Origin of the sequence: Pseudomonas sp. BT-42-2, assembly GCF_025847435.2 — a bacterium.
Classification (GTDB): domain Bacteria; phylum Pseudomonadota; class Gammaproteobacteria; order Pseudomonadales; family Pseudomonadaceae; genus Aquipseudomonas; species Aquipseudomonas urmiensis.
The window spans coordinates 16,000-39,491 of record NZ_JAOYTM010000015.1; the positions used below are offsets into that span (position 1 = coordinate 16,000).

Here is a 23,492-nt window from a genome sequence, read left to right on the forward strand (position 1 = left end):
GATCGGCATTAGCCCTTTCACCCGGATGTGCATGGCTGCGTGATATCGTGGCCGGGCCGCAGAGGCTGAAATCAGGGGTTTGCACCAGCTTGGTGCATCATTTTGCCGCAGATTTTTCGGTCGCTGTATCCCACGCCTTTTATTCCTCTGCCTGCATGTCGAGCATGACCGCCCAGATGGCGACGGTTGGAACAGGTCAGGTAGACCCAATTTCGGGGTCGGTTGTCAGCCAGTTCAATTTCAACGTTATTGCGGAGTGATCATGCCCAAGGCTTCCCACCAAGATCTGCGTTTTGCCTTCCGTAAACTGCTCGCCTCAGGCTCGTGCTATCACACCGCCTCGGTCTTTGACCCGATGTCCGCACGCATCGCCGCCGACCTCGGTTTTGAGGTGGGCATCCTTGGCGGTTCGGTCGCTTCGCTGCAGGTGCTGGCCGCGCCTGACTTCGCCCTGATCACCCTGAGCGAGTTCGTCGAACAGGCCACCCGCATCGGCCGTGTTGCCCAGTTGCCAGTGATGGCTGACGCCGACCATGGCTATGGCAATGCGCTGAACGTGATGCGCACGGTGATCGAGCTCGAGCGCGCCGGTGTGGCCGCGCTGACCATTGAAGACACCCTGTTGCCAGCACAGTTTGGCCGTAAGTCGACTGACCTGATTTCAGTGGAAGAGGGTGTTGGCAAGGTGCGCGCAGCCATCGAGGCACGGGTCGATTCGTCGCTGTCGATCATCGCCCGCACCAACGCCGGGGTGCTCACCACCGAAGAAATCATCGTGCGCACGCAGAGCTACCAGAAGGCCGGCGCCGATGCGATCTGCATGGTCGGGGTGAAGGACTTCGATCACCTGGAGCAGATTGCCGAGCACTTGAGCGTGCCGCTGATGCTGGTCAGCTACGGCAACCCGAACCTGCGTGACGACGAGCGCCTGGCGCGCCTGGGGGTGCGGATCGTGGTCGATGGGCACGCCGCCTACTTTGCCGCGATCAAGGCGACCTATGATTGCCTGCGCTTGCAGCGTGGCCAGCAGAACAAGTCCGAGAACCTCAGCGCTACCGAGCTTTCGCACACCTACACCCAGCCTGAGGACTACATCCGCTGGGCCAAGGAATACATGAGCGTCGAAGAGTAACGGCGGGCTGCCGTCGGCTTATCTGACGGCGCTCAGGGTCGCGGTGTGGGGAACGCAGTGCTCCTGGGCGCAACTGGCCGCCGAGTTGGGCTGGTTGCGTAGCAGTTCGACTCGCCAGCAGGCCGAGCCATAAAGGCCTGCGACCGCGACCAAGGCGAAGGCCACGGCGCATCTTCTTGTTCTTATGCTCATCGAGCTTACCTCCTTCAACAGCGACAGGTGGTAACTACAAGCATAGGTCAGTCTGATCACTCTGTAGGCAGTGGCGGCCTAAATGGCGCTATCCCACTGCGGCTCATCCTTGAAACGCTGAGCAAGAAAATCGAGCATGCTGCGCAAGGTCGCGGGCATGTGCTTGCGCGAGGTATAGACCGCATTCAGGTTCAGCTCCCGGGGCTTGGCCTGCGGCAGCAAGCGCAGCAGTTCGCCCTTTTTGAGGGCGCAAGCTGCCTGGTAAGTCGGCAGCATGGCGATGCCTGCGCCGGCCAGCGCGGCTTTCTGCAAGGTCATGGCTTCGTTGGCGCTGATATTGCCTTGCACCGGCACGGCGAGCTGGCGGCCATCCACTTCGAAATGCCACAGGCTGTGGCCGAAATACGCATGGGTCAGGCAATTGTGTTGGCTCAACTCCTCGACCCGTTGCGGTACGCCATGGGTTTGCAGGTAAGCGGGGGCGGCGCAGACCACAGAGCGGCAGACCGTCAGGCGCCGGGCGATCAGGTTGGGATCAAGGTCGTTGCTGGTACGAATCGCCAAATCGATGCGCTCATCGACCAGATTGACCGTGCGATCGAGCATCTGCAGCTCGACCTTAACCCCTGGAAACAAGCTCACATACTCCGCTACTGCATCGACCAGTTGCGCTTGGCCAAATGACGTACTGACGCTAATGCGCAGCTCCCCGCGTGGCGCATCGTCCGGCTGGCGCACGGCGCTTTGCAGGTCTCCCGCCAACTCCAGCATTTGCCGGCAGCGCGGCAGCGTCTCCTGGCCCGCGGCGGTCAGGCTGAGTTTGCGCGTAGTGCGCTGCATCAGGCGTGCGCCGACCCAGTCTTCCAGTTCTGCCAGATAGCGCGACACTACTGGCCTGGACATCTGCAGATGATCCGCAGCTGCCGACTGGCTACCCAGGTCGACGACGGTGACAAACACGCGCATGGCGTTGAGACGGTCCATGATCTGCTCGATTTTGGAAACAAACTATGTAGCAGGATCGCATTTTTTGTAATGGATCGGGCAACTAAGCTGTCCTGCATCGACCATTCACAGAATCAGCCAATGTCATTTCTTACCCCCTTGCGCAGCGTGTTGCTGGCGTGCGCAGCACTCGCAGGCCCCGTACTGGCTGCCGAGCCTTTGCAGCTAGAGGTCTATAACCCAGGTCATGAGGCGATCTTTCCCGTCAGTTCGGTGATCGTCAGTGGCGAGCATGAGGCGATTCTGGTCGACGCTCAGTTCGGTAAGGCCCAGGCCGAGCAAGTGGTACAACGCCTGCGGGCCAGCGACAAGCGCTTGACCATGATCTACATCAGTCATGGCGACCCGGACTATTACTTTGGCCTGCAGACCCTGACCGAAGCCTTTCCCAAGGCGCGGGTGGTGGCCTCTGCCGCCACCGTGGCGCATATCCGCAAGACCATGGATGCCAAGCTAGCCTATTGGGGGCCGCAGATGGGTGCTGATCAGCCCAAGCGTCTGCTCGTTCCGCAAGTGCTGCAAGGCGACCGCCTTGAGCTGGAAGGGCAGGCGCTGCAGATCATCGGCCTGGACGGCCCGCAGCCCGATCGCAGTTTCGTCTGGATCCCGTCGATCAAGGCGGTGGTCGGTGGCGTGGTGGTGGCCGAGCATATTCACGTGTGGATGGCCGATACCCAGACCGTGCAATCCCACGCCGACTGGCTGGCGACGCTGCAACGCATCGAGCAGTTGGCTCCGCGCACGGTGATCGCTGGTCACTATCTGGGCAAAAGCAGCCAATCGCTGGACGCGGTCCGCTTCACTGCCAACTACATTCGTGCCTTCGACAGCGAAACCGCGAAGGCCAAGGATGCCAACGCGCTGATCGCAGCCATGAAAGCGCGTTACCCAGACCTTGCCGACGAAAGCTCGTTGGAGCTCAGCGCCAAGGTCGCCAAGGGCGAGATGAAGTGGTAATCCCTTTCAACCTGATGGAGTGTTTCCCATGAGCAAGATCGCAATTATCGGTGCTACCGGACGGGCTGGCAGCCAGTTGCTGGAAGAGGCCCTGCGCCGTGGTCACAGTGTCGTGGCCATCGCCCGTAATCCGTCCACGTTGCAAGGGCGCGAGGGCGTTACCGTAAAGGCCCTGGATGCCAAGGACAGCGCAGCGTTGCAGCAGGCTGTGACCGGGGTTGACGCGGTGCTGAGCGCGGCGCACTTCTCCACCCTCGAACCGCGCGCGATCATCGAGCCGGTCAAGCGTGCCGGGGTCAAGCGCCTGTTGGTGGTGGGTGGGGCAGGTAGCCTGCTGTTGCCGTCGGGGCATCGGGTGATCGATAGCCCGGATTTCCCAGAGGCTTACAAGGCTGAGGCGTCGGCTGGGGTGCGTTTTCTTGAAACGCTGCGTCAGGAGCAGAACCTGGATTGGACGTTCCTGTCGCCGTCGGCGGAGTTTGTCGAAGGTCAGCGCAGTGGGCATTACCAATTGGGCAAGGATCATCTGCTGATCGGGGCGGATGGCAAGAGCTGGATCAGCTTTGCCGACTACGCCATTGCCATGCTTGATGAATTGGAGAAACCGGCGCATTCGCGGCAGCGGTTTACGGTTGGATACTGAGTGCTGGGGCCGCAAAGCGGCCCCATAACGGGCCATCCAGCAGCGCATCATTACCTGGCACGTTGTTCCAGCCAATCCAGCAACTCGATCAACCCCGCAGGGGGGCTCTTGGCTGGGCTTGCCAGGTAATACGCCTTCCCGGTCATCACCTTCAAGCCAAACGGCATGCACAACCTGCCGTTGCGCAAGTCATCTCCAATCAGCGCCCAGTCGCCAATCGCCACGCCAGTGCCCTGCGAGGCCATGGCCATCGCCATGTCCAAGGTCTCGAAGTGCTGGCGCGGGCCGTGCAGATCGAACTCTGCGCCCGCCGCCTGCAACCACAGTCGCCAGTCATGCTCGTCGCGCGAAGGGTGCAGGAGCATGTGCCCAGCCAGATCCTCAAGCCGCGCCAACGGCACTGAAGCATTGCGCAAGGACGGTGCACACACCGGGGTCAACTGCTCATCGAACAGCTTGCGCACCCGCAGCCCATGGTTGGGCGCACTGCCGTAGACCACCGCAGCATCGAATCCCTCATGACGAAAATCCACCCCATGCTGCACGGTAGTGGTCAGCTCCACCGGCACATCCGGACGCAGGGCCTGCCACTCCATCAGGCGCGGCAACAGCCAGCGCATCACACAGGTTGGCGCTTTGAGTTGCAGCGTAGCGCTGCGCCCGCCCACTTCACGCACACCCTGGTCGATCAAGGCAAACACCTGCTGCACTCGCGGCAGCCAGTCCTGGCCTTCGCGGGTCAGGCTCAGGCCGCGCGCCTGGCGTTGGAACAGCGCGTAGCCCAAGTGCTCTTCGAGGCCGGCAATCTGCCGACTGACCGCACCTTGAGTGATGTGCAAGTGCTGCGCCGCACGGGTGAAGTTGCAGTGCTGGGCAGTGACCAAAAACGTGTGCAGTGCGGGCAGGGGAGGGAGGCGTTTCATCGCAGTCAGCCATGATCTGAGGACATGGCTAGTATGTGTTTTTTTGCATTGTGGCGATACCGGCTGCTTGGTTCCAATGACCCCTGATTTCAACAAAAAAGCTGGGTATCGAACGATGGCAACCTGTGGCGAAGTATTGGTCAAACTGCTCGAAGGCTATGGCGTGGACCATGTCTTCGGCATCCCCGGCGTGCATACCGTGGAACTCTATCGCGGGCTTGCCGGCTCATCCATCCGCCATATCACCCCGCGCCACGAGCAGGGCGCAGGGTTCATGGCGGACGGCTATGCGCGCACCCGCGCCAAGCCTGGGGTGTGCTTCATCATCACCGGCCCTGGCATGACCAACATCACCACCGCCATGGGCCAGGCCTATGCCGATTCGATCCCGATGCTGGTGATCTCCAGCGTGCAGTCGCGCGACTCGCTCGGTGGTGGGCGTGGCAAGTTGCACGAGCTGCCTGATCAGTCTGCGCTGGTTGCCGGGGTGGCGGCGTTCTCTCATACCCTGATGTGTGCAGATGACCTGCCGCATGTGCTGGCGCGGGCCTTCGCGGTGTTCGAGGGGGGCCGGCCGCGTCCGGTGCATATCGAGATCCCGCTGGATGTGCTGGTCGAGCCAGCCGATCACTTGCTACCAGGGCGTCCGGTGCGTACCAGCCGCGCCGCTGCATCGCCTGCGACAGTAGCGCTGATGGCCGAACGCCTGGCCAAGGCCCGCCGGCCACTGATCCTCGCTGGCGGTGGCGCACTGGCCGCAGGGGTGGAACTGACCGCCCTCGCCGAACACTTGCAGGCGCCGGTGGCGCTGACCATCAATGCCAAGGGCCTGCTGCCAGCCGCTCACTCGCTGCAGATCGGCTCGACCCAATCGCTGCCTGCCACTCGCGCGTTGGTGGCCGAGGCCGATGTGGTGCTGGCAATCGGCACCGAGCTGGCCGAGACCGATTACGACGTGACCTTCAAGGGCGGCTTCGAGATCCCCGGCAGCCTGCTCCGGATCGACATCGACCCGGACCAGACCGTTCGCAATTACTTGCCTGAGCTGGCGCTGGTGGCCGACGCCCAACAAGCGACAGGGGCGTTGCTCGCTGCATTGCAGGCGCAGCCGCCAGCGGTGCTTGAGGCACAGTGGGGTGTGGCCCGGGTGGGTCAGTTGCGTCAGGCGTTGGCGGCTGGTTGGGATCAGCCGACCCTGAGTCAGACGCGCCTGTTGACGGCGATCCTGCAAACGTTGCCCCGTGCGATTCTGGTCGGCGACTCGACCCAACCGGTGTACACCGGCAATCTGACCCTGGACCTTGATCAGCCGCGCCGCTGGTTCAATGCCTCCACTGGCTACGGGACGCTTGGCTACGCCTTGCCAGCGGCCATGGGTGCTTGGCTCGGTAGCGCCGAGCAGGTCAGCCAGCGCTCGCCTGCCGTGTGCCTGATCGGCGATGGTGGCTTGCAATTCACCCTGCCAGAGCTGGCCAGCGCGGTGGAAGCGCAGGTGCCGCTGATCGTGCTGCTGTGGAATAACCAGGGCTATGAGGAAATCAAGAAGTACATGGTCAATCGGGCGATTGAGCCGGTGGGCGTGGATATTCATACGCCTGACTTTATCGGCGTGGCGCGGGCGTTGGGTGCGGCGGCTGAGGATGTGGCGGATGTGGCGCAATTGCAGGCGGCGTTGGCTAGCGCTGTCGAGCGTAAGGGGCCGACCTTGATCCAGGTGGATCAGGCGCAGTGGCAGCAGGCTGTGCAGGGCTGACGACCGCTGCGAGGGCTGCGCCCTCGTTCGCGGGCAAGCCCGCTCCCACAGGTACAGCGTTGGACCGCAGAGCAGCGTCTGCCTTGAGTGAGTATTTGGGGGAAACAGGTACAGCGCTGCGCCATAGAGCAGCGCGGTCCTTATGGGAGCGGGCTTGCCCGCGAAGAGGCCGCCACCGACGCAAGCAGGACAGTGCTACGCCACCGTTGTCAGTTGGCGCTGGCCCTCAGCCTGGCCACATCCCGGATCGGCGGGGCGCCATACAGGCGGCTGTACTCGCGGCTGAACTGCGACGGGCTCTCGTAGCCCACCCGATAGCCCGCCACCGCTGCTTCAATCCCATCATTGAGCATCAGCCGCCGTGCTTCTTGCAGGCGCAATTGCTTCTGATATTGCAACGGGCTCATTGAGGTCACGGCCTTGAAACGGTGATGCAGGGTCGAGGTGCTCAGGTTGACCTCACGCGCCAGGTCCTCGATGCGCAGCGGTTGCTGGTAATGCTGGTTGAGCCAGGCAATGGCCTGGCATACCCGGTGGGTCTGGCTGTTGGCCAAGGCTATTTCGTACAGGCGATGACCTTGGGGGCCACGTAACACTCGGTACAGCAGCTCGCGACGAACCAATGGCGCAAGCACTGCGATATCTCTCGGCGAGTCGAGTAGCCGCACCAGGCGCAGCAGCGCGTCGAGCAAGGGCACGTCGCTGCGTTCGACGAACAGGCCGCGGCCAGACGCCATGCTGGGCACCAGCATCGGGCCGCTTTGGGCGATGAGCTGGCTAATTTCGGCCGGGTCGATGTCCAGGCGCAGACCCAGGCAGGGGTTCTGTGGGGAGGCATCGAGCATCGCCCCGGTTATTGGCAAGGTCACCGAGACCACCATGTAGTGCAGGGGGTCGTAGGTGTAGCGTTCATCGCCGAGAAACAGCGTCTTGTTACCCTCGGCAAGGATGCACAGGGCTGGCTGCGCCAGGGCAGGCATACCGCGCACATTCTCCTCATAGCGACTCAGGAACAAGCCGTCGATCGCCGATTCAACCCCATTGGTCTCGGCGGTGTGGCGCAGGATCAGCCCGGAGAGCTCCTGGCGCAGGGTCTCCAAAGTCGGTTCGAGGGTCGCTGGCGTGGTCATGACGGGGATCCTGTGTGGTGACCAGCAGGATAGGTTTGGGCAAGCCGCGGCGCTAGTCGATTACTGCACGCCGATTGCCTGATCCTGCAACGTGGCAGGATCAGGCAATCGGCGTGCAGTAATGGCCTAACGGCGCGCGCGGGCCAGGCCCTACGCTGGCCAGCCTGGTGTTTCCGTCCGTCCCGCTTCAAGGAGATCGTTCATGACCCAACGCCAACCGGTCACTCACTTGGCTTTTATCCGTGCCAGCAACGGTCGTTCGGCGGAACTAGGCGTGCGCCTGCGTGACCTGCTCGAGCCGTCGCTGCGCATGCCCGGCTGCCTGAGTTTCAGCGTGCAGCGCTCGCAAGCGGATGACGACCTGTGGCTGCTCAGCGGCAGCTGGCGCGATCAGCAGGCGATGAGTGGCTATTTTGCCTCGCCTAATCTCGATCTGTTTGGTGAGCTGGTGCAGGCGCAGGTGGTCGCCAGCCTCGATCTGCATACCTTCAGTGACCAGGGCTCGGGTTAGAATGCGCACTTTTACCCAGACTGGATTGCACGATGGCACGTAGAGAGTTCCCCCACTTCGAAGCGGTTTCGGCGATGGTCCCCGTAGAAGGTGGTGGCTATAACGCGGCGATTGCCGTGAAAGCATTGAACGGCATGGGCACCCCGCGTTTTCACAAGGTGCTCGATGGCCAACTGTTCAAGGGCGCGATAGCGGCCGATGAGGCCGCCTGCGCCGAGCTCGAACGCCTGCAAGGGGTGAGCGAAGAGGGCGAGCTGATCTGGTGATCAGCCGTTGACCTGGGGCCGGCCCATCTTGAACAGGTTGCCCAGTTCGAAGTAGTCCTGCGGGCCGCCGCCGCGCAGGATCGGCTCGCCGGCAGCGGTGTCGTAGATGCCGTCTTTGAGCAGATGCTCGGCAATATGCACCGCCACTACTTCACCGAGGATCAGCCAACTGGGCACCAGCTCCTGGTCGGCGCGCTTGAGCTGGACGATCTGGCTGACCTTGCATTCGAAGGCGACTGGGCTTTCACCCACACGTGGCACGCCGACCAGCCGTGATGCCGTTGGCGTCAGACCACTCAAAACGAATTCATCGACATCCGCAGCAACTGCCGCGCAGCTTTGGTTCATCTGCTCGGCCAGTGGCCGGGTGGCCAGGTTCCAGACGAATTCGCCGGTCTGCTCGATATTGTTCAGGCTGTCTTTGCGCCCGACACTGCAGAAACCGATGATCGGTGGAATGTAATTGAAGGCGTTGAAGAAGCTGTAGGGCGCCAGGTTCAGCCGGCCTTCGCGATCTTGCGAAGAGATCCAGCCGATGGGCCGAGGGCCGACGATGGCGTTGAACGGGTCGTGGGGCAGGCCGTGGCCTTTGGCGGGTTCGTAGTAGTACATCTGCTCAGGGCCGGGGCCCTTCCTCTGGGATGGACGAGACGCCTAGTGTGCCAAGCCTGAGCCTTGCTGGAAATGATTAAGCCCGGCCAAAGCCGGGCTGGGTGTGAGCATCAGCAATCAGCTGATGCGATGGGCGTTGGTGCGATCGAAGCCATCTTCGGCGAAGCGTGCGCCGCCAGTGCGATCGAAGCCATCTTCGGCGAAGCGTGCGCCGCCGGTGCGATCGAAGCCATCTTCGGCGAAGCGTGCGCCGCCGGTGCGATCGAAGCCATCTTCTGCGTAGGTAGCCGACTGGGTTTGAGCAGTGGCGAAGTTGTGCGCATTGGTGCGATCAAAGCCGTCTTCGGCGAAGGCGCCAGTAGCCAGTACAGAGAAAGCCAGGGACAGGATCAGTTTGTTTTTCATGGTCGTTGCTCCGATGAGTCGTTGGGTTGTTTGTTTCTATGGGTTTAATGTTACGCCTATTAAATTGATTAAAAAGCGCAAATATTAACGGTTACTAATCGATTTATTAGATTGTTTTTGGGGCGTTCTATCCGCTAACACCGATTAGCTTTCAGTAATGAAGGGGTAACGGTTCAAGAGGATGTGTCGCCAGTCGTTCCAGGATGGCGGCTGTGAATTAATGAAAGGTTAAATGGATAGGAAGCGGCTGATGAGTGGCTTTGTCCTGCACCGGTTGTGGATTTATCTGATCCGGCGCTTCGTTTTGAGCGATACATCCGCGGGCTTGGGTGACCACAAAATAAAAAAGGGGCGCACCGTCTGGCGGTGCGCCCCTTGCTGGTTACAGCCCGAACAGGATCAGTCGGTGGTGATCCGCGAGTGGGTCTTGGTGTCTTTCATGGTCGCGTAGACCAGCAGCGAGCAAGCGATGCAGCCGGTGACGTACCAATAGAAACCACTCTCCATGCCGACGCTCTTGAACCACAGCGCCACGTACTCGGCGGTGCCGCCGAAGATCGACACGGTCAGTGCGTACGGCAGGCCCACGCCCAGGGCGCGGATTTCAGTAGGGAACAGTTCGGCTTTTACCACGGCGTTGATCGAGGTGTAGCCGCTGACGATGATCAGTGCCGCCATGATCAGGAAGAACGCGCCCCACCAGGTGGTGATGGTGTGCAGGGTGCTGAGGATCGGTACGGTGAACAGGGTGCCGAGCACGCCGAAGGCGATCAGGATCGGGCGCCGGCCAATCTTGTCGGACAGGCCGCCAATCACCGGTTGCAGGCACATGAACAGGAACAACGTAGCCGCCGAAATGGTGGTCGAGTCACTGATGCTCATGCCCACGGTGTTGACCAGGTACTTCTGCATGTAGGTGGTGTAGGTGTAGAAGGCCAGGGTACCGCCCATGGTCAAGCCGACCACGGTCAGCAGCTCCTTGGGATGGCGCATCAGGGTGCGCATCAGGCTTTCCTTGGACTTCTCTTTCTTGGTGAAGGAAGCAGTCTCTTCCATGCCACGACGCAGGTACAGCGCGACCACTGCGCACAGCGCGCCGATCACGAACGGTACACGCCAGCCCCAGGCGTACAGCTCTTCGGTGGTCAGGGTGTTCTGCAGAATGATCAGCACTGCCAGGGCGATGAGCTGGCCAGAGATCAGCGTCACGTACTGGAAGCTGGAGAAGAAGCCACGACGCTCCTTGCTGGCCATCTCGCTGAGGTAGGTGGCCGAGGTGCCGTATTCACCGCCCACCGACAGTCCTTGCAGCAAGCGCGCAAGTACCAGCAGGATCGGGGCAGCAACGCCGATGGTTTCATAGCCCGGGGTCAGGGCGATTACCAGCGAGCCTGCGCACATCAGCAGGACCGAGGCCATCAGTGCCGCTTTGCGGCCCTTGCGGTCGGCATAAAGGCCCATCAGCCAGCCGCCGATTGGGCGCATCAGGAAGCCCACGGCAAAGATTGCGGCGGTGTTGAGCAGTTGTGCGGTGGTGTCGCCAGCAGGGAAGAAAGCCTTGGCGAAGTACAGCGAGAATGCAGCGTAGACGTACCAGTCGTACCACTCGACCATGTTGCCGATCGAGCCGCTGAAAATCGACTTGAGACGGCTGGCGGTGGTTTTTTCCGCGGCAGGCGCTATGGCCGCCCCGGTTGGCAGGGAGGTGGCGTTATCCATCAGAGGTAACCTTCTCGTTGTTTTTGTGGAGCGCGCTGGGATGCGCTTGCACAGGTATTTGCAGAAGGTGTGCCAGATGGGTGCATGACGATCCATTTGGGGGCGCAGACTGGCGCTGTCTACGTCCCCCCAAAACCTCGGAACCGCGAAACATAGGCCTTGCGCGACGCGATTGTGACTGCGGCTTGTTGTCGCACAAAGCGGGAGCTGCAGCACCACTGCTCAGGTAAATCGGCTTAGGTGAGCGGATATCCGCTCATCCTAATTACGAAATAGGCAAAAATCCGCCTATTCGCGCTCGATAAAATCTTCTCTAACCAACCCATGGCGCTGCATCTTCTCGTTCAACGTCCGCCGTGGCAGTTGCAGGGTTTCCATCACGCCCTTGATCTCACCCTTATGCTGGCGCAGGGCGGCGCGCAGGCATTGCGCCTCGAAGGCTTCCATCTGTTCGACCAACGATGGCCCGCCGTTGCTCTGTTCGGCACTGGACGCCCCCAGCCCCAAGGCGTGGCGTTCTGCAGCATTGGCCAGTTCGCGCACATTGCCCGGCCAATCGTGGGCCAACAATTGCGCCAGCTGTGCGCCGGACAGTGGCGGTGCGCTGCGGTTCAGGCGCTCAGCGGTGATGCGGGCGAAAAACTCGAACAGCAGCGGGATGTCTTCTCGCCGCTCGCGCAGCGGTGCCAGGCGCAGTTCGGCGACGTTCAAGCGATACGCCAGGTCTTCCCGGAAGCGCCCGGCGCGGGCTTCTTCCAGCAGGTCCGGTTTGGTCGCGGCGATAATTCTCAGATCGACAGTGATGCTTTGGTTGGCGCCCAGGCGTTCGAGCTTCTGCTCCTGGATCACCCGCAGCAGCTTGGCCTGTTGGGCCAACGGCATGCTCTCGATTTCGTCGAGAAACACCGTGCCGCCGTGGGCATATTCCAGCTTGCCGATGCGTTTGCCCTGAGCACCGGTGAAGGCGCCGCTTTCATGGCCAAACAGTTCGGCTTCGAACAAAGCCTCCGGAATCGCTGCGCAATTGAGCGCCACGAACGGCTTGTCGGCGCGCGGACCGAAGTCGTGCAGGCAGCGCGCCACGCGCTCTTTGCCGCTGCCGGTTTCCCCCCGAATCAACACGTTGACCGGCAGGCTGGCCAAGTCCAGCACCTGTCGGCGCAGCTGCTGCAGGCCCTGTGACATCCCCAGCAGCGTGCCCTCCAAACGCGCCTTAAGGTCGGCCTGTTCGTGCAGGCGGCGGTTCTCCAGCACCAGCTGGCGCTTTTCCAGGGCGCGGCGCAGGCTGCCCAACAAGTGCTGGGGCGTGAAGGGCTTTTCCAAGAAGTCATAAGCACCGTTGCGCATGGCTTCCACCGCCATCGGTACATCACCGTGACCGGTGAGCAGTATCACTGGCAGGTCGGGGTCTTGGGCGTGCAACTGTTCAAGTAACTGCAAACCGCCCATCCCTGGCATGCGCACATCGCTGATGATCACCCCTGGGAAGTGCGCAGGCAGTTGCGCCAGACACTCCTCGGCACGGGCGAACAACTGCACGCTGAAGCCTGACAGGCTCAGCCACTGTTCGACCGCGGTGCGGATACTGGCTTCATCATCGACGACGATCACTGAATTCAACATACCGGCTCCAGATCGCGAGGCAGGGTCAGGCTAAAGCGTGCGCCGCCAGGCAAGTTCTCGACCTGCAACTGGCCGCCGGCATCATGGACGATGCCGTAGGAGATCGCCAGGCCCAGGCCGAGGCCTTCGCCCACCGGTTTGGTGGTGAAGAACGGATCGAAGACCTTGGCCAGGTCGGTTTCAGCGATACCGCCACCGGAGTCGAGCACGCTCAGGCGCCACTGGCCGTTGTCAATTTCGATGCGGATTTCCAGGCGTTTGTAGCGCTTGTCGGCCATGGCGTCGAGAGCATTGCGCAACAAGTTGATCAGCACCTGCTCCAGGCGGATCGCATCACCGCGCACCCAGGCCGGACGGGCCAGGTACAGCGCCACTTCAACTTCATCGCTGCGGATCCGGGCGTCCAATAGATGCAGCGCCTGGTCGACCACATCGGCCAGGTCCAGGCGTTCGCGCAGCCCGCCCGGGCTATTGCGGGCGAAGGTCTTCAAGTGGCCGGTGAGCGCTGCCATGCGCGCGAGCATTTGCTCCAGCGGCTCCAGGGCTTGGCGCGCTTCATCGAGGCGGCCATGGTCGAGCAGCAGGCGCAGGGTTTCCAGTTGCATGCGTTGGGTGGTCAGCGGCTGGTTGATCTCATGCGCCAGCGCTGCTGACATCTGCCCCAGCGCCGCCAGTTTGGCCGACTGCACCAGCCCCTCTTGGGCGGTGCGCAGTTCACGGGTGCGCTCTTCGACCTGGCGCTTGAGCTCTTCACGGCTACGCTGGCGCAAGCGCGCCAGGCGCAGGCGCTGGCTGACGAACAGCGCGGCGAACACCAGGGTCAGCCAGATCGCGGCGGCGGCCAGGGCGGCGTTGCGCCCGTCCTCGCTGACCTGGGGTTTGCGCAGCAGGTGCAAGGTCCAGCCTTCGCCTTCCAGTGGCAGGCTTTGCCACAGGTATTCAACTGGGCCATCCGGGCGTTGCACACGGCTCAGGTGGCTGTTGCCATCGAAGCGCATCAGCACCTGGTGCTGCAGCGGGACCAGTGGTTGCTTGTCGTACTGACGGGTTTCGGCCAGTTCTGCACGGTCGGCGCCCGTCAGCGGCGCCAGTTCGCGATATCGCCAGCCGTCCTGGTTGGCGATGAAGATGATCCCGCGGGCGTCGCTGACCAACAGAACATCGCTGCCCTGGCGCCATTCGCGCTCAAGTTCGGGGAACTCCAGCTTGACCACCATGGCGCCGAGAAAGCGCCCTTGCTCGTCGTTGACCGCGCTTGAGAGAAAATAACCTGGCACGCCACTGGTCACGCCGACCGCGTAGAAGCGGCCACTGCCCTGGGTGCGGGTCTGTTTGAAGTAGGGTCGAAAGCCATAGTTGGAGCCGACATAGGTGGTCGGCAGGCGCCAGTTGCTGGCGGCGACCGCCAGGCCGGTATGGTCGAGTAACTCCAGGGTAGAGGAATTGGCCGCACCGTTGATGCGTTCGAGCTTGCGGTTGAGTGCATCTTGCACCGGCTCGCTGACCGGGCCACGCAAGGCGGCGATCAGTTCCGGGTCCAGTGCCAGTACCGCCGGCAGGGCGCGGTAGCGTTCGATCAGGGTATGCAGAGAATTGGCGTACAAGCCCAATTGCTGGGCGGCACGGCGGGCGTCGGTTTCCATCGACTGGCGCTTGGCCTGATGCATGGCCCAACCGGCGCTCAGGGCGGTGCCGACCAGAATCAGTAACACGATCAGACCCAGGCGCAGTGCGCGAAACGAAGAAGGCATGGTGCGGGTCCTGGGGCTGTCTCGATCAGTTTAGAGGTGGGTTGAGCACGTCGGCCTCATCGCGGGTCTGCGTGGGAGCGGGCTTGCCCCGCGATGAGGCCGGTGAAGGCACCCCGTCGCAGGCGCCTTGCTCCGGCAGAGGCCTTACAGCAACTCGAAACTCTGCTGCTGCACCGCTTCGGAATCGAGCCCGACCTGCACATTGAACTGGCCCGGCTCAGCCACTCGCTGCAGTTGGCCATTGTAGAACTTCAGGTCTTCTTCACTGATGCTGAAGGTCAAGGTTCGCGACTCGCCGGCCTTGAGCATCAGTTTCTGGAAGTTCTTCAGTTCCTTGACCGGACGGCTCATCGAAGCGCTGACGTCTTGCAGATACAACTGCACCACGGTTTCGCCATCACGCTTGCCGGTGTTCTTCACGGTCACCGTGGCGTGCAAGGTGTCGCCGCGCTTGAGCTGATCGCTGGCAAGCTTCAACCCCGACAGCTCGAAGCTGCTGTAGCTCAGGCCATAACCGAACGGGTACAACGGGCCATTAGGCTCCTCGAAATACTGCGAGGTGTAGTTGCCAGGCTTTCCAGGGGTGAACGGACGGCCGATGCGCAGGTGGTTGTAGTACATCGGGATCTGCCCGACCGAACGCGGGAAAGTGATGGCCAGCTTGCCGGACGGGTTGTAGTCGCCAAACAGCACATCGGCGATGGCGTTGCCGCCTTCGGTGCCGCTGAACCAGGTTTCGAGCAGGGCATCGGCCTGGTCACGTTCCCAGGCGATCGACAGCGGGCGGCCGTTCATCAGCACCAGCACCAGTGGCTTGCCGGTGGCCTTCAGTGCCTTGATCAGCTCGCGTTGCACCGCGGGAATTTCCAGGGTGGTGCGGCTTGACGACTCGTGGGACATGCCGCGCGACTCACCCACCACGGCGACAACCACATCGGCTTGCTTGGCGGCCTTGACCGCCTCGTCGATCAGCACGGCGGCAGGGCGCAGGTCGTCGACGATTTCCGGGGCGTCGAAGTTGAGGAAGTTCAGGTAGTCGAACATAGCCTTGTCGCCCGTGACATTCGAGCCCTTGGCGTAGATCAACTTGGCCTTGTCACCGACTGCGCGGCGCAGCCCTTCGCGTACAGTGACGGAATGCTCGGGGCGGCCATCGGCGGCCCAGCTGCCCATCATGTCGATCGGTGCATCGGCCAGGGGGCCGACCAGGGCGATGGTGCCGGTTTTCTTTAGCGGCAAGGTCTGGTTACGGTTTTCCAGCAACACCAGGCTGCGCCGGGCGACATCGCGGGCGGCCTCGCGGTGCAGTCGGTCATTGGCGTAATAGTCCTTCAGGTCGGTCTCGGCCTTGCCGATGCGCACGTATGGGTTGTCGAACAGGCCCATTTCGTACTTGGCACCCAGAACCTCGCGCACCGCCTGGTCGAGTTCGGCCTGGGTCACTTCACCAGACTTGAGCAGGCCGGGCAGTTCTTCACCATACAGGGTGTCGTTCATGCTCATGTCGATGCCGGCCTTGATCGCCAGCTTGGCCGCTTCGCGCCCGTCCTTGGCCACGCCGTGACGGATCAGCTCCTGGATCGCGCCATGGTCGCTGATGGTCACGCCCTTGAAACCCCACTCCTTGCGCAGCAGGTCGTTCATCAGCCAGGTGTTGGAGGTGGCTGGCACGCCGTTGATCGAGTTGAGCGCGACCATCACGCCGCCGGCACCCGCATCGAGCGCGGCGCGGTAGGGCGGCAGGTAGTCGTTGTACATTTTCGGCAGGCTCATATCGACCGTGTTGTAGTCGCGCCCGCCTTCCACTGCGCCGTATAGGGCGAAGTGCTTGACGATGGCCATGATGCTGTCGGGATTCTTCGCACTCGATCCCTGGAAGCCCTTGACCATCTCCTGGCCGATGCGTGAAGTCAGGTAGGTGTCTTCGCCGAAGCCTTCACTGGTGCGGCCCCAGCGCGGGTCGCGGGCGATGTCGACCATGGGTGCGAAGGTCATGTCCAGGGCATCGGCGGAGGCCTCGATGGCTGAGGTGCGGCCGACCTTGGCAATCGCGTCCATGTCCCAGGTCGCGGCCAGGCCCAGGCTAATCGGGAAGATCGTACGTTCGCCATGGATAGTGTCGTAGGCGAAGAACATCGGGATCTTCAACCGGCTGCGCATGGCGGCGTCCTGCATCGGGCGGTTCTCCGGCGCGGTGCGTGAGTTGAAGGTGCCGCCAATGCGTCCGGCGGCGATTTCCTCGCGGATCTTTTCCTTTGGCATCTCTGGGCCGATGCTGATCAGGCGCAGCTGGCCGATCTTCTCATCGACGGTCATCTGCCCGATCAGGTGGTCGATGAACGCCTGCTTGTCTTGCAGGGGCGGGGCGGTGTTAGCGGCCAGGGCCGCCTGACTGGCAAGGGCCATGGCCAGGCCCAGCAAAGACAGTTTCATCATCAATTCCATTGTCGTGGCCTGGGCCGTATCCACAGGGATACGCGCGCGGCCTAAAGTTGTCGGGCGGCTGTTGTTCTTGGGTAATAGGGCGATCTTTCCGATCATTCCTACAGCAGGATGCAGCGGCAGCGGAGGATTATGCCTGATGTCACGCAGTTGTTGAGATACACTCGCGCCAGCCCCGTGCCGGGACAACAACTATAAGAACGTTAGAGACCGATGGCATGACCGTTTTCGACCAATACGAGCAACGCCAGATTGCCGAGGCCATTGCCCGCGCCGAGCGACGCACCGACGCCGAACTGGTGACGGTGCTGGCGCGCCGCGCCGACGACTATGCCTACCTGCCGCTGTTCTGGGCGGCGCTGCTGGCGCTGGCGATTCCTGCGGTGCTGCATCTACTGATCAATTGGCCGAGCTTGCGCGCGTTGCTGGTGGCCCAGGTGGTGCTGTTCATAGGCCTGTGTCTGCTGCTGCGCAATGCCCGCCTGGCCAGCCTGGTAACCCCGCGTCTGCTGCGTCATCGGCGTGCCTCGGGCCTGGCGCGCCAGCAGTTTCGCGAGTTGAACCTGCAACGCACCGCTGGCGCTACTGGTGTACTGATCTTCGTCAGCGAGGCCGAACACTATGTGGCGATCCTGGCTGACAAAGGCATCGAACAGCACCTCGATGCCCAGGCCCGGGCCGTGCTGGTCGCCCGTTTCACCGAGCAGGTGCGCCAGGGTCGGACCTTGCAGGGCTTCGTCGAATGCATCGATGCTTGCGGTGAGCTGCTCAGCCGCCAGCTGCCGGCCACCCATAGACGCAACGAATTGCCCAACCGCCTGGTGATCCTCGACTGAGCCACGCCCATCGAGAAAACCTTCGCGCAAGGCTGCCAGCGACGTAGAATGCCCGCCATTGCGCGCAGCGCTCCCGGCAATTCGAGGCACCCCGTTCCCATGTCCGCCAACCCTTCCGCTTCCACCGCGCCGGATGCGCGTAGCCAATTTCTGCGCCTGCTGGCCGATGCCCTGGAGCAAGGCAGCCTGAGCAAGCTAGTGCTCGCTCGTCACGTTGGCGCCGACCAGAGCCTGCAACGGATCATCGCCAAGCCGCTGTTGGTCAAGGGCCAGCCCAGCCTGTCGCTGGTCTATCGCCATCAAACCCGCGACATCACCCGCAACGTGCCAGTCGAGCAAGCACAAGCGCTGGTCGCCGAGCTGTTGCCGGACAGCTTTCGCAATGCCCACCTGTTCACTACTGAAGGCGAAGTGCAGCTGGGCTTCAGCAAAAAAGGCAAGCCGATGCTTCAGCGCCATGTGGCGCAGGCTCCGCGCGAAGCCGCGCCTGCGGCTGGGCATGATCGCGAGAAGAAACGCTACCTGGAACTTTCCAGGCCGTTCCTGCGCGATCTGGGTGTGACCGATGGCCAGGGCGCACTGATCCCGTCGATGTCGCGCAAGTGGAAGCAGATCAACAAGTTCATCGAAGTATTCGACCATGCCCTGGCCAGTGCCCCGCTGGCGGCGGCGCAGCCATTGCGGGTCGCCGACTTCGGTTCGGGCAAGGGCTACCTGACCTTCGCCATGCATGATTACCTGCGCAACTCCCTGGGTCGGGAGGCGCAGGTCACTGGCGTCGAATTGCGCCAAGACATGGTCGACTTGTGCAACACCGCCGCCGCGCGTCTTGAGCATCCAGGCCTGGTATTCGAGTGCGGCGATGTGCGCAGCGTGGTGCCTGAGGCCATCGAAGTGATGATCGCCCTGCACGCGTGTGACATCGCCACCGACTACGCCATCCACACCGGTATCCGTTGCAACGCGGCGATCATCATGTGCTCGCCGTGCTGTCACAAACAGGTACGCCCGCAGTTGCAGAGCCCAGGCTTGTTGCAGCCAATGTTGCAGTACGGCCTGCACCTGGGGCAACAGGCCGAAATGCTCACCGACAGCCTGCGCGCGCTGTACCTTGAGGCCTGTGGCTACGAAACCAAGGTGTTCGAGTTCATCTCGCTGGAGCACACCAACAAGAACAAGATGATTCTTGCGGTCAAGCGCAAGCAGCCGGTGGATGCGACTGCCCTTTTGCAGAAGATTGCCGAGCTCAAGGCGTTCTATGGCGTCAGTGAGCATTGTCTGGAGACGTTGTTACGGGCGGATGGCTTGATCGCTATCTGACTGCGCGTTGGCCTTTTCGCGGGCAAGCCCGCTCCCACAGGTAACGCGATACCTTCGAAAGCAGCGCTATCCCTGTGGGAGCGGGCTTGCCCGCGAAAAGGGCGCCGCGAAGTATCAGATGTTTCAGAAGAACCGGGTCACACTGACCTTGGCATTACGCCCGATGGTGTAGGCATTTTCCCCAGACAATTCCGGCCGCACCGACACATTGAACAGGTTGTCCACCGTCAGGTTGACCTCAGTACCTTTCAGGTAAGGCTGCTGCGGTTTCCAGTTGGCGAACAGGCCGTGGATCTGATAGCGCTCGTTGCCGAAGTTGTCGTAGTAGCGGTCGCCCAATGCGCTGGCCGGGCCTTCGAAGTACTTGTCGCTGGGCAGATGGTGAGTCTTGCTGACGAACTCGGCAGTCCAGCCGACGCGGGCATCCCAGGCCGGGATCTTCACGCCCAGGGTAGCGATCCACTTGGGCGCTGGCACGTCCTTGGCCCACACATTCGGCCCCCATGGGTTGGTGTAGGCGCCTTCGTGGCGGCCTTCCATCCAGGCGTACGACAGGGCACCGAACAAGTAGGTGGCGTCGTAGAAGGTCTCCACCTCATAGCCCTGATACACCGTGTCGCCAATGTTGCGGTAGTTGCTCATCAACCCGCCGCCGCACGTCTGGGCGATGGTGCCGCCGGTGACCATTTGCTGCTGGCAACCAATACCCGTGGCTTTGAAAATCTCGTCTTTGACATGGTTGCGGAACAGCGTAGTGCGAATCTGTGCGCTGTCGCCCTGCACGAGCACGTTCGAGAAATTGCTGATGCTGCCCAGGCGAATGCCGGTAATGCGCTCGGGGTCGAGGTTACGGCTGGTGGCCGTGCGGCTGCCCACGCCTTGCACTTCGTACTGCTCGTCCAGCACCGGGGCACGCCAGGTCTTGCTGTAGTTGGCGAACAGCGCGTGCTGGTCGTTGAGCTTGTAGAACAGTGCCAGGCGCGGCGACCAGCCGCTGTAGGTCTTGGCGCTGTAGTCGTGACCAGCTACAGGGTTGTTGTAGTAGGGCGCCTGGTTTGGCTCGCCCTCGTTGGTCACGTGGTCGTAACGCAGCGATGGGGTGATGGTCAGGTCACCAATGGTGATCGCATCCTGCAGGTAGTAGCCCTGGCTCTCGACCTTGCCACGCGGCATGAAGTACGGCTGGAAATGGCCGTAGTTGTACTTGGGCACATCGTACATCTTGCCCGGCATCCACATCTGCGTATCCCGCTCATGCTAGCGCACTTGCAGCCCTGCGGTCAGCGCATGTTCGAGCGGGCCGGTGGTGAACAGGCTGGTGTTCTTCACATCGAGCATGCGGTCCTTGTACTTGGTGTCCATCTTGCGCCCGCCCGTGGCGGCCTGGAAGAACGCCGTGGCATTGCGTTGGTCAGTCTGGTCGGTGTCTGACTCGGAGTATTTGATCTGCAAATCGACCCAAGGGTTTTCGATCGGCTGGTAGTTATAGGTGGCCGACCAGGTGGTGTCGACCGTGTTGCGCAGGGCAAGGAAGCGTTTGATTGCGTTCTCGTAGCCATAGCGATCGATGTTGGCCTGGGTCGGCGGCGTCGGGTAGGCGGTGGACGAGAAGGCCGTCCAGCGCTCGGTCTGCGGGCGCGACCAGGACAGGCCCAGGCTGTGCTCGTCGGTAAAGTGGATGTTGCTCTTGAGCAAAGCGCCTTCCAGGTCCAAGGCGCTGTTGGGCAGGCGCTTGGGGTTGATTGGGTAGCGGTTTTCCGGATCGGGCAGGCGGTCGGCCATCTTCATGTCGCCGCCGTCGCGCTTGGTCAGGTAGACCAAACCGTCGATGCGGCCATCGTCGCTGCGGCCGAACAGCGCCGAGCTGTAGATCTGCTGGTGGTTGTTGCTGGCGTAGCCGTACTTGACCATCGCGCCGCTGTTGCGGCCCTCTTGCAGCAGGTCGCTGGCGTCCTTGGTCTGCATGTTGACGCTGCCACCAAAGCCGCCGTTGCCGGTCTTGACCGAGTGCGGGCCTTTTTCCACCTCGATGAACTTGATCAGTTCTGGCTCGATGAAGATGGTGCCCTGCTGGTAGCGCTCGAAACCGCTCTTGGTGGCGCCGTCGACGGTCATCGGCACATCTTCGGCGTCGCCCATGCCCCAGATGTTGATGGTCTGCCCGCCAGGTTTGGCCGAACCGCCCATGTTCACCCCAGGCAGGGTGGCCAAGACGCTGGGGATGTTGCTGGGCTGGTAGCGGTCGATCTGCTCCTGGTCCAGGGTCGAGCGGCCGACGTTGTCGGGCGTGACCTGCTGGCCATCGCCGACGATGCTCAGGGCGCCGAGCTGGATGCTGTTGTCGGCGTTGGGTTCGTCCTCGCGCAGGCGCACGACGTAGGTTTCACCCATGCGCAGTACGCTGAAGCGGCTGCCGGCCAGCAGGCGGGAGATCGCCTCGTGCGCCTCGAAGGCGCCGTTGAGCGCGGGGGCCTGGGCATCGCGCAGCACCGCCTCATCGAACAGCAGCTGCACCTTGGCCTGCTGCGCCAGTTGGCTGAGCGAGCGGGCCAGCGCCTGGGCCGGCAGGTCGAGCTTTACAGGCGCGGCCTCGGCGGCCAGGCTCACAGCCAGGCACAGCGCCAGCAGGGATGGACGAAAAGGCAAGGATCGCAACGGACGCAACGCGGACAACATGAATTCCCCCAAACGGCAAAAGGCCGGAAAAAGCCTGCCAATTGCGCGACAGGCGGGGAGGAAGACGTGGCGTTGAGAAAAGTCCTCACCTGCGAATGATAAAAATTCTTAAAAAATCAGCGGCGGTCGATGCGCAGGCGTCCGTCGGCCAGCAAGGTGGTTTTCACCGGCAGCAGAGCGGGCAGGGCGTTGAGCAGGGCGTCCGGGTCGTGTACGTCGAGATTACCTGAGACTTTGTATTGCCCAAGCGACGGATCGGCGAGCAGCACCGGTTGCTCGCGGTACAGGCGGAGTTCGTCAATCAGGCTGGCCAGTTCGCGGTTGCGAAAGCTCACATGACCGTCGCGCCAGTCGGCTACCGGCTGGTCGTTCAATGCCTGTTGGGTGACGGTGCCTCGCGTGGTGTCGTAGGTGGCCCGTTGACCTGCGCCAAGCAACAGTGCCGGATTAGTTTCGCCCGGCGTGTCGAAGGCTACCTGGCCGTGGGCGACAGTGACCACCAGCTCCTTTTCACCGCGGCGCACATCCAAGCCTGTGCCCACCACCCGTACTTGTCCTCTGCCCGCGTCGATGAACAGTGGCCGCTCCTTGTCCGGTGCCACGTCGATGTACAGCTGGCCTTGCTCGAGGTGGATCAGCCGGCGCTCGGCGCTGAAGTCCAGGCGCAGCCGGGTCTGGGCGTTGACCACCAGCTGGCTGCCGTCGGGCAGGCGCAGGCTGCGCAGGTCGTGCTGGGCGCTCAGACGCTGTTGGTAGGCGCTGCTGCCAGCGCCGAGATTGCCGGCCAGCAGCGCACACAGCAGTGCAGCGGCGGCGGCCAAAGCCGGGCGCCAGCGCGGCGCCCGGCGTACTTCCAGCGGCACCGGGCGATTGGCTTGCTTGAGCGCTTCGAGGTCATCCCATAGTTGCTCGAACTGGCGATAGGCGCGAGCGTTCTGCGGGTCTTGCAACCACTGGACAAAGGCCTTGCGTGCCTCACGCGAGGGGGCATTGCGGTTGCGGCTGAACCAGCTGGCGGCCTGGGCGTCGATCGAGTGGGCGTCGAGATCGTCATGAGGGGTCATTCTGCGTGCTCCCTGCCGTTATCGCTGTCCAGGCGTTGCTTGCACTGCAGCAGGGCGGCGGCGATGTGCTTTTCGACCATGCTTACGGAAATATTCATGCGTTGTGCGATCTGCGCCTGGGTCAGTCCTTCGAAGCGATGCAGCATAAGGGCTTCGCGGCGCCGCGGCGAGAGTTGCGCGAGCACCTGGCGCAGATGTTCCAGGCGTTGCTGGCGCTGGGCGTGGTCGAGCGGGTCGTTGGCCGGCTCGCTGTGCAGCACTTCGGCCTGCTCTTCGCCCAGCGCGCTGTGGCGCACCTTCTGCCGGCGCCAATGGTCGCTAAGCAGGTTGCGCGCCATCTGGAACAGGAAGGCCCGCGGCTGCTCGACCTTGGCCCGGTCGCGATACCCCAGCCATTGGGTGAACACGTCCTGGGTCATGTCTGCCGCATCGCTGGCATTGTCCATGCGCTTGCGCAGGAAGTGCAGGATGTCGGCATAGAAACCCCGGCAGGATTCCTGGGCGGCGGGGTCGGGTTTGAGGCGCTGCATGC

The 23,492-nt window shown here is 62.4% G+C and carries 19 protein-coding genes and 1 pseudogene; 8 read left to right on the forward strand and 12 right to left on the reverse strand.

From position 1 onward, the window contains the following. The first annotated feature begins 262 nt into the window (after positions 1 to 262). Entirely contained in the window at positions 263 to 1,132 is an 870-nt protein-coding gene (locus tag OIU19_RS18570; protein WP_186553955.1) for an oxaloacetate decarboxylase, read from the forward strand. A 270-nt stretch (positions 1,133 to 1,402) separates the two neighbouring features. On the opposite strand, the gene OIU19_RS18575 is transcribed toward OIU19_RS18570, so the two are convergent. Then, positions 1,403 to 2,308 (reverse strand): LysR family transcriptional regulator, encoded by a 906-nt coding sequence (locus OIU19_RS18575; protein WP_264236245.1) that lies wholly within the window; start codon positions 2,306 to 2,308, stop codon positions 1,403 to 1,405. Between the two features lie 102 nt (positions 2,309 to 2,410). On the opposite strand from OIU19_RS18575, the gene OIU19_RS18580 reads away from it, so the two are divergent. Next, a complete protein-coding gene (locus tag OIU19_RS18580) occupies positions 2,411 to 3,286 on the forward strand; it encodes an MBL fold metallo-hydrolase (protein ID WP_264236246.1) in 876 nt (291 codons plus the stop codon). Between the two features lie 28 nt (positions 3,287 to 3,314). Further along, complete coding sequence (locus OIU19_RS18585) at positions 3,315 to 3,929, forward strand: NAD(P)-dependent oxidoreductase (RefSeq protein ID WP_264236247.1); 615 nt, start codon at positions 3,315 to 3,317, stop codon at positions 3,927 to 3,929. A 50-nt stretch (positions 3,930 to 3,979) separates the two neighbouring features. On the opposite strand, the gene OIU19_RS18590 is transcribed toward OIU19_RS18585, so the two are convergent. Then, complete coding sequence (locus tag OIU19_RS18590; protein WP_264236248.1) at positions 3,980 to 4,852, reverse strand: LysR substrate-binding domain-containing protein; 873 nt, start codon at positions 4,850 to 4,852, stop codon at positions 3,980 to 3,982. Between the two features lie 115 nt (positions 4,853 to 4,967). On the opposite strand from OIU19_RS18590, the gene OIU19_RS18595 reads away from it, so the two are divergent. Further along, positions 4,968 to 6,605, forward strand: a complete 1,638-nt coding sequence (locus tag OIU19_RS18595) for a 5-guanidino-2-oxopentanoate decarboxylase (protein ID WP_264236249.1) — start codon at positions 4,968 to 4,970, stop codon at positions 6,603 to 6,605. A 209-nt stretch (positions 6,606 to 6,814) separates the two neighbouring features. Here the strand turns inward: OIU19_RS18595 and OIU19_RS18600 are convergent, their stop codons facing one another. Next, on the reverse strand, positions 6,815 to 7,735 hold the full coding sequence (locus tag OIU19_RS18600) for an AraC family transcriptional regulator (RefSeq protein WP_264236250.1): 921 nt from the start codon (positions 7,733 to 7,735) through the stop codon (positions 6,815 to 6,817). 202 nt (positions 7,736 to 7,937) lie between these two features. On the opposite strand from OIU19_RS18600, the gene OIU19_RS18605 reads away from it, so the two are divergent. Then, complete coding sequence (locus tag OIU19_RS18605) at positions 7,938 to 8,246, forward strand: antibiotic biosynthesis monooxygenase family protein (protein ID WP_264236251.1); 309 nt, start codon at positions 7,938 to 7,940, stop codon at positions 8,244 to 8,246. A 32-nt stretch (positions 8,247 to 8,278) separates the two neighbouring features. Then, positions 8,279 to 8,512 (forward strand): hypothetical protein, encoded by a 234-nt coding sequence (locus tag OIU19_RS18610; RefSeq protein ID WP_264236252.1) that lies wholly within the window; start codon positions 8,279 to 8,281, stop codon positions 8,510 to 8,512. On the opposite strand, the gene OIU19_RS18615 is transcribed toward OIU19_RS18610, so the two are convergent. The 6 genes from OIU19_RS18615 to bglX form a co-directional block, all read right to left on the reverse strand. Then, positions 8,513 to 9,124 (reverse strand): flavin reductase family protein, encoded by a 612-nt coding sequence (locus tag OIU19_RS18615; protein WP_264236253.1) that lies wholly within the window; start codon positions 9,122 to 9,124, stop codon positions 8,513 to 8,515. 117 nt (positions 9,125 to 9,241) lie between these two features. Further along, positions 9,242 to 9,529, reverse strand: a complete 288-nt coding sequence (locus tag OIU19_RS18620) for a hypothetical protein (RefSeq protein ID WP_264236254.1) — start codon at positions 9,527 to 9,529, stop codon at positions 9,242 to 9,244. Positions 9,530 to 9,928: 399 nt separating this feature from the next. Continuing rightward, complete coding sequence (locus OIU19_RS18625; protein WP_186553966.1) at positions 9,929 to 11,248, reverse strand: MFS transporter; 1,320 nt, start codon at positions 11,246 to 11,248, stop codon at positions 9,929 to 9,931. Positions 11,249 to 11,536: 288 nt separating this feature from the next. Then, a complete protein-coding gene (locus OIU19_RS18630) occupies positions 11,537 to 12,871 on the reverse strand; it encodes a sigma-54 dependent transcriptional regulator (protein WP_264236255.1) in 1,335 nt (444 codons plus the stop codon). After that, positions 12,865 to 14,622: an ATP-binding protein gene (locus tag OIU19_RS18635; RefSeq protein WP_264236256.1), complete on the reverse strand. Its 1,758-nt coding sequence runs from the start codon at positions 14,620 to 14,622 to the stop codon at positions 12,865 to 12,867. The genes OIU19_RS18630 and OIU19_RS18635 overlap by 7 nt, the downstream gene beginning before the upstream one ends. A gap of 144 nt (positions 14,623 to 14,766) precedes the next feature. Continuing rightward, positions 14,767 to 17,058, reverse strand: coding sequence for a beta-glucosidase BglX (bglX, locus tag OIU19_RS18640; protein WP_264236257.1), 2,292 nt, complete (start codon positions 17,056 to 17,058; stop codon positions 14,767 to 14,769). 224 nt (positions 17,059 to 17,282) lie between these two features. Here bglX and OIU19_RS18645 point away from each other — a divergent pair, with 224 nt between their 5' ends. Both OIU19_RS18645 and OIU19_RS18650 read left to right on the forward strand, forming a co-directional pair. Further along, positions 17,283 to 17,900 carry a TPM domain-containing protein gene (locus OIU19_RS18645; RefSeq protein WP_264236258.1) on the forward strand — a complete coding sequence of 206 codons (618 nt, stop codon included), beginning with the start codon at positions 17,283 to 17,285 and terminating at the stop codon, positions 17,898 to 17,900. 99 nt (positions 17,901 to 17,999) lie between these two features. Further along, entirely contained in the window at positions 18,000 to 19,220 is a 1,221-nt protein-coding gene (locus tag OIU19_RS18650) for an SAM-dependent methyltransferase (protein ID WP_264236259.1), read from the forward strand. A gap of 123 nt (positions 19,221 to 19,343) precedes the next feature. Here the strand turns inward: OIU19_RS18650 and OIU19_RS18655 are convergent. The 3 genes and pseudogenes from OIU19_RS18655 to OIU19_RS18665 all read right to left on the reverse strand — a co-directional run bounded on the left by OIU19_RS18655 (position 19,344) and on the right by OIU19_RS18665 (position 23,490). Further along, a pseudogene (locus OIU19_RS18655) lies at positions 19,344 to 21,896 on the reverse strand (TonB-dependent hemoglobin/transferrin/lactoferrin family receptor). Between the two features lie 116 nt (positions 21,897 to 22,012). Next, on the reverse strand, positions 22,013 to 22,960 hold the full coding sequence (locus OIU19_RS18660) for a FecR domain-containing protein (protein ID WP_264236260.1): 948 nt from the start codon (positions 22,958 to 22,960) through the stop codon (positions 22,013 to 22,015). Next, on the reverse strand, positions 22,957 to 23,490 hold the full coding sequence (locus tag OIU19_RS18665; protein WP_186553974.1) for an RNA polymerase sigma factor: 534 nt from the start codon (positions 23,488 to 23,490) through the stop codon (positions 22,957 to 22,959). The genes OIU19_RS18660 and OIU19_RS18665 overlap by 4 nt, the downstream gene beginning before the upstream one ends. Positions 23,491 to 23,492 lie beyond the last annotated feature (2 nt).